Below are 12443 nucleotides of genomic sequence, written 5' to 3'. Positions count from 1 at the left end.
ATTCAGCGATTAACTACCGACCGCCCGTCGAGGTCCATTCCGAATGGATCAACCAGTCCGGGACAGAACCCGCGGCTGCTTAGGAAACCAAGAATAGGAGCCTCTACGAAACCCGGGGCTTGACACGCCGTTGGCGTTGCCGGTTGTCGTCCCGGCGGTGTTGATCGTGCCCTTGAACGTAAAGGCACCCGTCGAATGGTTGTACCGCCAGATCTTGAACTGGTTGCCTCCGCTGACGAAACCGCCGAAGTAATACTGGTCCGTCGACAGGTCGACTGCTCCGCCGATCAGACTGCCGTTGAACGAACCCGTAGTTGTGGTGGCTGTGTTGTAGGTGCGTCCGGTATCCGTCCAGGTGTTGGTCGAATGGTCGAACACATACATTCTCAACGACTGAGCGTTCGGAGTGCGGTCGTAGGCGTAGATGGGATCACCGCCCGACCCGATTCCGAGTCCGTTGAATTGCGTCGAGATTCGCACGGGAGAGCCGACATCCTCGACCACGCCTGTCGCGCTGATCCGCCGGAGCTGACCACTGACCACTCCATTGGCGGTAGTGCTGGCCACCGAGTACACGTTTCCTGTCGTGCAGTACATGGTCGCCTGTGGTTCCACCCGGGTCGGCACCGGGGCAGATTCTGACTTCGTCGGCGCAGGGGACGTGGACGGTACGGGCGCAAGGTGTGAGGCGTCGCCGCTGTCTTGGAGACCGGAGCCCGAAGATTCCTCGCTCGGCTGCGACGACTCGCTCGGTGAAGGCGATTCTGTCTGCTCCGTGGTCGACGACCCCGATGAAGACGGCCCGGAACCCAGGCTCGACCCAGCGGCGTGCGCAGCAGAGGCGGGAGAGAGGACTCCGGTCATCGACAGCAGCAGGGCGAGCACGATCGTCGCGCACACGAGTGCGCGGATTCGCGACGCGAGGCCGGTGGTCTGCCGGGGGTTCGCGGAGAATATGGACCTGGAGAACGCCATACTGATCCTCAATGAAAGTGGTGCTGGTGGTTCGGGGATGCCTCTGATCCGGGGGACGGGGATATTGGGGATGTCACGTGCGAACCGCGTCTGGACACGCGAGGGTTGGTTGCACGTTCAACGAACAATCTACTACGCGGGAACATGGTTCCGGTCACAAATTCATAACATTCACAAGATTCCCTGTGATCCGGCTGATCGTCTGCCTTGTCAACTGAGCCTGTCACCAGAGGCGACTCCCCTGCGGTGGAGCCAATCCCGCCACCTGCCACTTCACCTGTATTGAGCGGATCGTCAGCCGACACGTGTCGCCGAGAATTCATCTTCCATCGCGCCCGGAATCGTCTGGTCATCGATCACGCCGCAGTCACGACGCTCACCGATCATCAGAGAAGCCTGTGAACGCAGGCGCTCCGAGGACCTTACGCAGACCGCGACGAGCCCACGTCGGCTAACACGACATCGGGCATCCGCCCGGCGACATGGTCACCGACCGAAGGCCCGAAGACCGCGACGGTTCACCGCCACGGAAGCCTGCGCCTCTACCCCCGCGCGACCGCTTCGACCGCAGCCGCGACGGCCGGCGCAACCCGCTCGTCGAGCGCCCCGGGAACGATGTAGTCCGCGGCGAGCTTGTCCCCGACCAGGGCCGCGATCGCACTCGCGGCCGCTAGTTTCATCTCCTCGGTGATGTACGTGGCACCGGCGTCGAGGGCTCCGCGGAAGACACCGGGGAATGCGAGGACGTTGTTGATCTGATTGGGGAAGTCGCTGCGCCCGGTGGCGACGACCGTCGCGTACTGGGCGGCGACGTCGGGCGCCACCTCGGGGTTGGGATTGGACAGCGCGAAGATGATCGCATCATCGGCCATCGACCCGAGCAGCTGCGGGTCGACCGTGCCCGAGGACAGCCCGATGAAGACGTCGGCCCCATCCAGGGCCGTCTTCATGTCACCGCGCAGTCCGCGCGGATTCGAGTTCGCCGCGATCGCCTTCTTCGTCTCGGTGAGGTCGTCGCGCCCGGATTCGACGATGCCCTTCGAGTCGAGGACAACGATGTCGGAGACGCCCGCCTCGTGGAGGATCTTCGTCACCGCGACACCAGCGGCACCGGATCCGGAGATGACGACGGTGAGGTCCGTGATGTCCTTGCCCACGACGCGGGCGGCGTTCATCAGGGCCGCGAGGACGACGATCGCCGTGCCGTGCTGGTCATCGTGCATGACCGGGATGTCGAGGGCGGCCTTGACCCGGTCCTCGATCTCGAAGCACCGGGGTGCGGAGATGTCCTCGAGGTTGATCGCCCCGAACGTCGGCGCGATCCGCTCGATCGTCTCGACGATCTCGTCGACGTCGTTGGTGTCGATGACGATGGGAATCGCGTTGAGTCCGGCGAAGCGCCGGAACAGCGCGCACTTGCCCTCCATCACCGGCAGGGATGCGGTCGCGCCGATGTCGCCGAGTCCGAGGACGGCCGAACCGTCGGAGATCACCGCGACGAGGCGGCCCGTCCAGGTCAGGGTCTTCGCCCGCTCCGGATCTTCGGCGATCACCGTGCAGACGCGGGCCACACCCGGGGTGTAGGCGATCGAGAGGTCCCGCTGGGTCTCGAGCGGGCGGGTGAGTTCGACGGCGAGCTTCCCGCCGTGATGTCCGGCGAAGATCTCGTCTTCGGTGATCGCAGCGGCCTGAGCCTGTCCCTTGTCATCGGCGGTCGGTGTCGTCATCGTGGATCCTCGTCGTTGTGAACGGCGCACCTCGGCGGCCGTTGAAGCGTGGGCCGGACCGCGAACACGGTCGGGCGGGTGTGCGGTCGCCGGAGGGATGGACGGTGACATCAGGCGATTCCGACCGACCCGGGTGAGGGTCGGAGGATCGCGCGTTGCACGGCCGGCTCGCCGTGGCGAGCACGGACTGATCGGGTCGGCCGTGCGTCGTGTCAGCATAACCCATCGAAGAGACCCCCAGCCGCCGCCGAGGCGAACGCCGAGTTGCGCGCGAATTCGTCGCCGCCGAGGCGATCGCCAGGTGACGGGACGGCCTTCCCTCCCCCGGCGGCCGCCTCCCGTCAGAGCGTGATGCGACCGCCGTCGGGGAGGATACGGCGCAGCATGTCCGAGAGCGTGACCGCCCCGACGATCTGCCCGTCGCGCGTGACGACGGCGAGCTGTTCCGCCTCATCGCGCATCCTGGTGAGCGCCTCATGGACGGGAAGGTCCGCTGCGAGGACGAGGCAGTCGCGGGTGACCTCCTCGATGCCGTGGTCGGCGGGCAGGAGGAGGACGTCGCGGACGTGGACGACTCCGGGTTCGGCACCCGCCCGGTCGACGAGGATGCGCATGTGTCCCGACTCCGCTGCCGCATCGCGCACCAGCCCCGCCCCGGCCGTCTCCGGTACGGAGGTCAGGGGCACCGAAGGCACCGGCAGCAGTCTGCCCACGCTCATCCGCTGGAGTTCGAAGACGTGAGCGAGCTGATCCCGGTAGGAGTCGTCGAGTTCGCCGGCCGCCGCCGAATGCTCGACGAGCTGCCGGATCGTGTCGATGTCCTGACCGCCCAGGGCTCGGCTCTCAGCCGGGGTGTGGCCGCTTGCGGTGACGAGCCGGTTGGCGATCGCGTTGACCCACACGAGCAGGGGTCGCAACACCCACGCGAGCCCCCGGGCGGGCACGGCGATGATCGTCGCCGCAAGCTCCGGATGGGCGATCGCCCACGACTTCGGCGCCATCTCGCCGATGACGAGGTGGAGGAAGGTGACGAAGAGCAGGGAGAGGACGAACGCCGCGGCATCGGCGAGCCAGAACGGTGCGCCGAAGGTGCTCAGAACCGGGGTGAGCCACGCATCCATTGCCGGTTTGGTGATCGCACCGAGCGCGAACGTGCAGATCGTGATGCCGAACTGGGCGACGGCGAGCATGATCGTCAGCTCGTTCATCCCGCGCAGGGCGGCCCGCGCGCTCACACTCGTCGGCGCCTGCTCTTCGAGGCGGTGGCGACGGGCTGCGAGCAGGGAGAATTCGATGATGACGAAGAAGGCGCTGAGCACGATGAGCAGCACGGTGGCAACCGTGACGAAGAGGGGCGATTCGGTCATGAGGCGCTCCCTTCGTCGTCAGCATCGTCTCCGTCGACCGTCTCCACGAGGGTCACGCGCATCTCTCCGGGCACATGCCGCTCGACGGTGAGGACCTCGATGTCGAGTTCACGGTGCACAGGATCGTCGGCGAGGAGATCGGAGGCCTCGGCGAGGACGGGGACCGCGATCCGGTCGCCCACCTCGGCGAATCCGCCGATCGTCGCGATGACGAGACCGGCGAGGGTTTCGAAATCCCCTTCGGGCAGGTCGAAGCCGACGATGCGCCTGACTTCGTCGAGCGGCATGCCGCCGTCGGCCAGCCACGTCCGTGGGGCCTCTTCGACCATCTCGGTGGGACGGTCGTCGTCGTGTTCGTCGGTGATCTCCCCGACGAGCTCCTCGGCGACGTCCTCGGTCGTGAGGATCCCGGCGAGATCGCCGTATTCGTCGATGACGCAGGCGAGCTGCGAATCGGCGCGGTTCATCTCATCGAGCGCATCGGGCAGCGCCATGAGGGTGGGGACGACGACGGGCTCGCGCATGATCGTCGTCACCGGGGCGCTCATCGGCTGGGTGGTGCGCAGCAGGTCGACGAGTTCGACCACGCCGATCGGTGCCTCGGTCTCGTCGAGGACCGGATAGCGGCTGTGGGCGTGGGCCATGAGTTCGCGCAGCTCCCCCAGGGTCGCCTCCCCACTCACCGTGGCCACCCGGGATCCCGGAATCATGGCGTGTTCGACGTCGGCGTCGGGGAACTCGAGGACGCGGTCGATGAGGAGCGAGAGGTCCTCGGGCAGGTCGCCGGTCTGCCGGGACTCCTCAATGACGCGGCGGAGTTCGTCGGCGGAGACGCTCGAGTCGACGTCGTGGACGGGTTCGACGCGCAGGAGTTTGAGGAAGAGGTTCGCGGCGACGTCGAAGATCGCGATGAGCCACCCGAACACGGCGAGGTAGATCTGCGTCGACCGGGCCAAGGCGAGCGCGAGCGGTTCGGGGGCGGCGATCGCGAGGTTCTTCGGGTAGAGCTCACCGAAGATCATCTGCACGATCGTCGCGAGGAGCAGGACGCCGACGGTCGTCACGGCAACGGTGACCGCGGCCGGGATGTCGAGTCCGCCGAGGAGCCGGCCGAGGGACTGCCCGATCATCGGTTCGGCGACGTAGCCGACGAGGAGGCCGGTGACGGTGATGCCCAGCTGCGCGCCGGAGAGCATGAAGGAGGTGCGGCGGGTGACGGCGAGCGCGCGTTTCGCCGCAGGATCGCCTGTCTCCGCGCGGGCGGCCAGTCGCGCCCGGTCGACGGACATGTACGCGAACTCCTGCGCGACGAAGTATCCGTTGGCGGCGATGATGAGGAGGACGAGGAGGCTGCCGAGCAGCAGCATCACGATGTCAGATCCCATGGGGTGTTCACCCCCAGCCGGGTCGGAGACGGTTCAGCGCGTCGATGCGCGCCCTGTGCACAACTGCAACTGTCGCTGGGGTCGTCGGACGGCGACCCCTTATCCGCGGCGGTTCCCACGTGCGGCTTCACTCCCATTTCGGTCTGCGGACCATCGGTCCTTGAAACATCAAGTTCCCCTCCAGCGTACCAATCCCGGTCAGCGTCGATGCTCAGTCGATTCGAAGCTCCCCGGCTCTCATCCGGTGCGAAGGTCGTCGACCGCGTCCTCGCCGAGGCGGTCGGTGCCTGACTCTGCCACGAGTCCGCGCAGGTAGGCGCTGAATCCTCCGTGGCAGCGGCCGTGCATCCTCGCCGAGGTGACCACCCGGCAGTCGTCGGTGCGGTGGATCGCCCCGCCTGCCTCCGCTGCTGCGGCGACGATCGCCGCATCCTCGCCGAGGCGCAGCGGCGGGCAGCCGCCGATGCGGGTGTACAGCGACCCTCGGACCCCGAGGTTGGCACCGAAGATATGGTCGTGTCCCTCGCCGAGGCTGTGGCCGGCGAACCAGGCATCGACGAGCGCCCCGGTGCCTGGGGTTCGGCGCGGTTCGACCGTGCCGACGACGCAGTCCGCGCCACGGTTTGCATGGTCGCGGTGCACGGTGAGCCAGTTGACCGGGACACGACTGTCGGCGTCGGTGAAGGCGAGCCAGGTGGAGGCGAGCGCCCCTGGATCCGCCTCGGCGATCGTGCTCAGCGCCGCGTGCGCGGCGGCGTCTCTGGCCCGCCCGACGTTGCCGAACGGCACGGCCATGGGGGTGACGAGTGGGTGCCTGTCGGCGAAGCCGCGGATGAGGCCGGCGGTGGAGTCGGAGCAGTCGTCGGCGATCACGACGATCCTCACCTCAGGCGGCCGGCTGGTGGCCGCGCCCGAACTCGTCCAACCAGCCCGCGCCTGTTCCTCGGCCTGTGCGTGTTCGGCGGCGGCGACGAGGGCGGTGAGGCAGCCGATGATCTCCGCTTCCTCGTTGTGCGCGGGAACGACGGCGATGAGGTGGTCGATCATCGCAGCCCCTGCTCTTCTCCCTCACGCGCGGCGTGGGAGACCTCGGCACGGGTCTCCGCGACGTCCGTGACCGCGGCGCGGGGGACCCCTGTGCGGGAGACACCGAGGACGTCGAGCCGGTAGTCGCCGACACTGTGGTGGAGGCGGAGCGCGTCGGGCCAGCGGGCGAGGCTGCGGGCATGGACGGCTTCGGCGTCGAGCGGCCAGTCCTCGATCGCCCCGGTCCAATGGCAGAGGACGAGGACGAACTCGTCTCGGGTGCTCGCCTCGATGCGGTCGAGGGTCTGTTCGAGCTGCGTGGGCGAGAGGTAGTACCCGGTCTCGGAGAGCACGACGCAGTCGAATCGGCCCTCCGGCCACGTGCCGGGGATCGTTCCGTGGACGAAGTCGATGCCGGTTCCGCCGTGGCGGCCGCGCGCCTGGGCCAGGGCCTCCGAACTCGCATCGATGGCGGTGACTCGGCCCCCGACGGTCGCGAGGTCACGGCTGAGCTCCCCGATCGAGCACCCGATCTCGAGGATATGGGCGTACGGTCCGGGTGGAAGCGCTGCGATGAGCGCCCGGCGTTTGGCGATCTCGTAGTCGGAGCTGCGCACGTTCCACGGGTCGGGTCGCTGGCTGTGCACTCGGTCGAACACCGCCTCGGCGGTCCGGGCATCATGCGCCGTGGATCCGGCCGCGACCTCAGCGGCAGTGTGCCCATGCCCATCGGCCACGCTCCCCACTTCCGCAGCCGGACGCTCTGCATCGTCGCCGCCGCCGAATCGCGTGACGGCGACCGTGTCTCCCCCGCGCCTGAAATGATCGAGGAGGCCCGGCGGGAGGATCGCCTCATCCCCGGCGCGGTCGGACAGCGGTCGGGTCTGCGAGGGGTAGTGCGCCCACAGGGCTTCCCTGTCGAACCCAGTGGGGTCGGGCAGAAACTCCCACGTCCGCCACGCCCGATCCTCGGGTGCCGCCCAGTGCCAGTACCAGATCGGGAACTCGACGACCGTCGCCTGCCGCCTGTGCCCGACCTCGAGGGCCGCAGCGCCGAGGGCCTCGTGATCGCCGTGCCCGTCCCCGCTGTACGGTGCGACGAGGGTGAGCGGACCCGGCAGATCCGCGGTCGCGGCCTCCACCTCGGCGAGGATCTCCTCATCCCGGTGCCGCAGGGCGCCGTCGCCGAGGTCGAGGAACTCATACGTCACCTCTCCTCCCAGCGCGGTGAGGGCGGAGTCGAACTCCGCGAGTCGGATCGCGCGCAGACGCTCAGGCGGGTGCGTCGAGGAGTGCGGATGGGAGTGCTCGCCTGCCGTGAAGAGGAGGATGCGCACCGGTCGCCCGGCCGCGCCGAGGCGGGAGAGCAGGGCCGGACAGCCGAGCGCTTCGTCATCGGGGTGGGCGAGGAGGACGACGACGTGACCGTGAGGCGGAACCTCGAGGCGCAGCTCGGGAAGGTTCCGCACACCGGCCCGGCCCCACTCGTCCTCCGCGGTGCCGGCTTCGAGGTGGGAGAAGGTCATGACCGGGCGGCGTCGGCGATGATCGCCTCGCCGAGGGAGGCTTCGTCACGGGGACCATGATGCTGACTGAGGTAGACGGTGAGGTCCGTGTCGGCCTTCGCGAACTCGGCATCACCGGTCAGGGCCGCGGGACCGGCGAGCTCACGGCTGAGTGACTGGATGCGTTGGACTGACCGGTAGACGATCGTGCGTACGCGCAGCGCCTGGGTCCATGAGTCGTCGCGACCGTCGACGTCTCCGCCGGCAGCGAGCCGGGCGGCATGGGCGAGGACGGAGCGGAGCGTCGTGATCTCCGTATCGATCTGTCCCAGGGTCATCGCCCCCAGCGGTGAGGCGCCGGGCCTCGCGAAGTGGCGGTGGGCGGCGTTGCGGGCGAGCCCCAGCGCCCCGCCGTACCAGCAGGCGGCGACGCGGATGCCGCCCCAGGCGAAACCCGGACGCTGCAGGTACCAGCCGGGCGGGCCGATCGGGGTGGCCGGGGTGCCCGCGAAGACGATCGCTCCGCTTGGGATCTCGCTCAGCCCGCGGGCGGGCCAGTCCACCGGGAGCGGGTGGACGCTGGGATGGGTGAGGTCGACGGCCACGGCCTGGCGTTCCTCGCCGAGGCGGACCGTGACGATGGCGTTGGTCAACTCCCGGGCCAGGGAGCACCATGCTTTCTCCCCGGTGAGGGAGAGGACCCCGTCGGCGGTGGGGACGGCGTCGACCCGGGACGTGGGTACTTCTGCGGCGAAGACGCCCCAGGTGGACTCCGGGGGCGGTTCCCCGGCGCCCGCCTCGGCGAGGATGGTCAGCGCGTCGACGTGGGGTTCGAGCATCCGGGCCACAGCGAGGTCCGCCGAGGCGATCGCGGCCAGAGCGTCCCACTGCTTGAGCTGGGAGGAGGAACCGGTGAGATGCCAGAACCGGGTGAGCGCGCCCAATCGCCGGGCCAGCGGGGCATCGCTGGTGACGAGGCGGAGGAACTCGTCCTCATAGGGTGAGTCGGTGCCGTGGCGGTACCAGGGTTTGGCGGGTTCGGTGAGGGTTCCGACGATGGGTGTGTGCATCACGGGACTCGTCCCTTCGATCGAGGTGATCGTGCGGTCGGCAACGGTGCAGGGTCGCCGGAGCGGAGTCGCCTGAGCTGAGCCGGCGGACGGCGGGGTCGGCCGAGATCAGGGTCGGCGCGGTGACCCCGGGATCGGGGCCCTGCAGATGGGTGACCCCGTGATCGGGGTCGATGGAGGCAGCCAGGCGCCTGGGGTTCAGGCGTCCTTGGTCGCGCGGATGCGTTCGATGAGGTCGTCGAGTCCGTCGTCGAACTCGCGGTCGGAGTGGTCGTCGGCGAGCATGGTCTGCAGGCGGCGCAGCGTCGGATAGTCCCCGAGGCCCTCGCTCTCCCCGCCGCCGGCGTCGTCGTCGATCTCGGAGGCGATGTCGATGCCCATCGCGGAGACCTCGAGGACGAGGTGGCCGAGGAGGAAGCTCGTGAACGCCTTGTATGCGTCGACCGTGCGCTCGTCGGAGAACCCGTAGTCCTGGAGGGTGGTGAGGAAGTAGTCGACCCAGCGCACGCTGCGCAGGGGCGGGCGCAGCCAGGGCGCCTCGGGCGGTTGGGTGATCATGAGCGGGAACATCCGCGGATGGCTGAGCGCGAGATCGCGCATCGCATTGGCCACGAACCGCAGGAACGCTTCCCATGACGCCGGCTGCTCCTGCATCAGCTCGTCGTCGAAGAGGTCGTCGATGAGTTCGTCGACGGCCAGCGAGACGAGTTCTTCCCGTCCCGAAACATAGTTGTACAGGGCCATTGCCTCCACCTCGAGCGACATCCCCAATCTGCGCATGGACAGCGATTGGACGCCGAATTCATCGATGAAGGCAATCGCTGCCCGAACAATGTCCTCTTGGCGCAAACGCTGGCGGGCCATGGTCACTCCTGGAATCACTGATCCGAGTCGGGCAGGCGCCGTCCTGTCCAGCCCTGATCTGTCGCAAGGTACTCGATCGTGCCCGGACCGCTGGACCGACGTCAGCGGCGGGCGCGTTCTCTGTCCAGTTTAGTGCACCGAACACGCCCGCCGACATGACCTGCGACGAAGTGATCACAGGTCAGCGGCTCACGCCTTGGCGGCGCGCGAACGGCCGGTGATCAGTCCCCAGATGAGAAGGACGATGAGCGAGCCGCCGATGGCGCACAGCCAGGTCGAGAGGGAGAAGAAGGCGTCCATCTGGGCGCCGAAGATCAGTCCGCCGAGCCAGCCGCCGACGACGGCGCCGATGACACCGAGGACGAGGGTGGCGATCCAGCCGCCGCCCTGACGTCCGGGCAGGATGGCCTTGGCGATGGCTCCGGCGATGAGCCCGAGGATGAGGTAGGCGATGAAACCCATGAGATTCTGCTTTCGTTGTCCACTGCCCGGACCGTGAATCCGGCCCGGGTGATCGAGGAGAGGGAGCTCCGCTCCTCAATTGCTTACACTGTAAGACTTTTATCGAGAAATATCCAAACTACGGAGTAAATCCCGATCGACGCCACGTCATCAGGAGGTCATCCGGGGGTTCATTTTTCTATATTTACGGCGTAAAGTAGCGGAGGTGCTCTCGTCGCGAACGAGCGACGCCGACCGGTGTGCTCCGCCCTGAGAGTCGCGGCAGCCGCCCGGCTGCCCCGGAGAGTTCATCATGTTCCCACAGACCGGACGACACTCCTTCCTCGTCGTCGCCAACAGACTGCCCTGCCGGCGTGCCGCCGATGCCTGGCGCGCCTCCCCCGGCGGCCTCGTCGCCACCCTGGCGCCTGTCGCCACGCGGCACAGCGCAGGGTGGATCGGCTGGTCCGGGATCGCCGACGACGACACGGATCCCGGTGAGCACGCCGGCATGAGCCTCATCCCCGTGCGCCTGAGCGCCGCGGAGGTCACCGCCCATTACGAGGGCTTCGCCAACAGCACGATCTGGCCGCTCTATCACGACAACGTCATCGCCCCACGGTTCTCACGGTCGTGGTGGGAGTCGCACTCACGGGTCAATCGTCGGTTCGCCGAGGCGGCAGCCGCCTCGGCTGCCCCCGGAGCACAGGTGTGGGTGCATGACTATCAGCTGCAGCTCGTGCCCGAGATGGTGCGTCGGCTGCGCCCGGATGTGAGGATCGGGTTCTTCTGCCACATCCCGTTCCCGCCCGTCGGGCTCTTCGCGCAGCTGCCGTGGCGCACCGAGGTGCTCTCCGGGCTCCCCGGCGCCGACGTCATCGGCTTCCAACGGCAGGCCGATGTCGAGAACTTCACCGCCGCGTGCATCCGTCTGCTCGGCATCGATCCGCGGGCCGAGGGCAGGATCGTCGAGGCGTATCCGGTCTCGGTCGACTCCGCACACATCGCGGACTTGGCGGGAGATGCGCAGAGGCGGGGCGAGCCTGAGCAGATCCGCGCCGACCTCGGCGATCCGGAGACCGTCATCCTCGGCATCGACCGCCTCGACCACACGAAGGGGATCCTCGAGCGGCTGCTCGCCGTCGAGGACCTCTTCGACTCCGGCGCCCTCGATCCGGCCGCGACCCGTCTCGTGCAGATCGCCGTGCCCTCCCGAGAGGCGATCCCCGCCTATCGGGATCTGCGCGCCGAGGTGGAGCGCACGGTCGGTCGGATCAACGGGAAGTTCGCGGGGTTGGCTGGGGCGAGCATCCACTACCTCCACCGCGACTACCCGTTCGAATCCGTCGTCGCGTGGTACCTCGCCGCCGATGTGCTCCTGGCCACCTCGCTGCGCGACGGCATGAACCTCGTGGCGAAGGAGTACGTCGCAGCCCGGCGCGGGCGGGGCGGGGTGCTCGTGCTCTCGGAGTTCGCCGGTGCCGCGGATGAGCTCACCGAGGCGCTCATCGTCAACCCCTATGACCGCGATGCGCTCGGGGCCGCGATCACCCGAGCAGTGCGGATGGAGGCCGGTGGGGCGCACACGCGGATCGAGGCGATGGCCGCCACGGTGGCCGAGCATGATCTGTGTGCGTGGGCGACCCGGTTCCTCGACGACCTCGAGGGCACCGATCGGGGGCTTCCGGCGGCTCTGCCGTCGCTGAGCGCCGTCCGGTGAGGTCGCGCCTGTGCGGCAGGGTTCAGGCCCAGCGGTACTCGTACTCGGGCCGCCCCGGGGTCCCGTGGCGGGGCTGCTTGACGGCCTGCTTCGTCGTCACGAGGTGTTCGAGGTAGCGGCGGACCGTGACCCGGGAGAGGTCGAGCGCCCGAGCCACCTCGGTCGCCGACATCGGCTCCCCTGCGGACCGCACCGCCTGAGAGACCGCATCGAGCGTCTCGGCGATGAGTCCTTTGGGGGCTCTTCGCAGCTGAGAGTGTAGTCGGGTTGGGCGCGTCGGTCGCTGGATAGGGGTCGAGGCCCTCCGAGGATGGAAGTTCTGACACTGCCCATCCTGAGGACCTCGACATGGATCACGCTACC

General features: G+C 68.2%; 11 protein-coding genes. 1 reads left to right on the top strand and 10 read right to left on the bottom strand.

Translation table 11 applies throughout. The features are described 5' to 3' along the window. Positions 1–48: 48 nt before the first annotated feature. The 9 genes from AACX88_RS17215 to AACX88_RS17175 form a co-directional block, all read right to left on the bottom strand. A complete protein-coding gene (locus AACX88_RS17215; protein WP_339394092.1) occupies positions 49–975 on the bottom strand; it encodes a hypothetical protein in 927 nt (308 codons plus the stop codon). Positions 976–1517: 542 nt separating this feature from the next. Then, complete coding sequence (locus AACX88_RS17210) at positions 1518–2702, bottom strand: NAD(P)-dependent malic enzyme (RefSeq protein WP_339394091.1); 1185 nt, start codon at positions 2700–2702, stop codon at positions 1518–1520. Between the two features lie 341 nt (positions 2703–3043). Next, the gene (locus AACX88_RS17205) at positions 3044–4069 is read right to left on the bottom strand and encodes a CNNM domain-containing protein (RefSeq protein ID WP_339394090.1); all 1026 of its coding nucleotides are present in this window, start codon (positions 4067–4069) and stop codon (positions 3044–3046) included. Continuing rightward, positions 4066–5454 (bottom strand): hemolysin family protein, encoded by a 1389-nt coding sequence (locus AACX88_RS17200; RefSeq protein ID WP_339394089.1) that lies wholly within the window; start codon positions 5452–5454, stop codon positions 4066–4068. The genes AACX88_RS17205 and AACX88_RS17200 overlap by 4 nt, the downstream gene beginning before the upstream one ends. Before the next feature lie 237 nt (positions 5455–5691). After that, positions 5692–6501 carry a glycosyltransferase family 2 protein gene (locus AACX88_RS17195; protein ID WP_339394088.1) on the bottom strand — a complete coding sequence of 270 codons (810 nt, stop codon included), beginning with the start codon at positions 6499–6501 and terminating at the stop codon, positions 5692–5694. Continuing rightward, on the bottom strand, positions 6498–8006 hold the full coding sequence (locus AACX88_RS17190) for a PIG-L family deacetylase (RefSeq protein ID WP_339394087.1): 1509 nt from the start codon (positions 8004–8006) through the stop codon (positions 6498–6500). Before AACX88_RS17190 ends, AACX88_RS17195 begins: the two co-directional genes overlap by 4 nt. Then, on the bottom strand, positions 8003–9055 hold the full coding sequence (locus AACX88_RS17185) for a hypothetical protein (RefSeq protein WP_339394094.1): 1053 nt from the start codon (positions 9053–9055) through the stop codon (positions 8003–8005). The genes AACX88_RS17190 and AACX88_RS17185 overlap by 4 nt, the downstream gene beginning before the upstream one ends. A 198-nt stretch (positions 9056–9253) precedes the next feature. Beyond that, complete coding sequence (locus AACX88_RS17180; protein WP_339394085.1) at positions 9254–9799, bottom strand: TetR/AcrR family transcriptional regulator; 546 nt, start codon at positions 9797–9799, stop codon at positions 9254–9256. A gap of 309 nt (positions 9800–10108) precedes the next feature. Further along, positions 10109–10381, bottom strand: a complete 273-nt coding sequence (locus tag AACX88_RS17175) for a GlsB/YeaQ/YmgE family stress response membrane protein (RefSeq protein WP_339394084.1) — start codon at positions 10379–10381, stop codon at positions 10109–10111. Between the two features lie 292 nt (positions 10382–10673). On the opposite strand from AACX88_RS17175, the gene AACX88_RS17170 reads away from it, so the two are divergent. Next, complete coding sequence (locus AACX88_RS17170; protein ID WP_339394083.1) at positions 10674–12080, top strand: alpha,alpha-trehalose-phosphate synthase (UDP-forming); 1407 nt, start codon at positions 10674–10676, stop codon at positions 12078–12080. Positions 12081–12102: 22 nt separating this feature from the next. Here AACX88_RS17170 and AACX88_RS17165 read toward each other — a convergent pair whose 3' ends face one another. Beyond that, positions 12103–12306, bottom strand: a complete 204-nt coding sequence (locus tag AACX88_RS17165; protein ID WP_339394093.1) for a helix-turn-helix domain-containing protein — start codon at positions 12304–12306, stop codon at positions 12103–12105. Between the last annotated feature and the right edge of the window lie 137 nt (positions 12307–12443).

It is taken from the genome of Brevibacterium metallidurans, assembly GCF_037101285.1.
Taxonomy (GTDB): domain Bacteria; phylum Actinomycetota; class Actinomycetes; order Actinomycetales; family Brevibacteriaceae; genus Brevibacterium; species Brevibacterium metallidurans.
The sequence above is the reverse complement of the archived record's forward strand: the minus strand, read 5'-3'. Positions and strand labels throughout refer to the sequence as shown.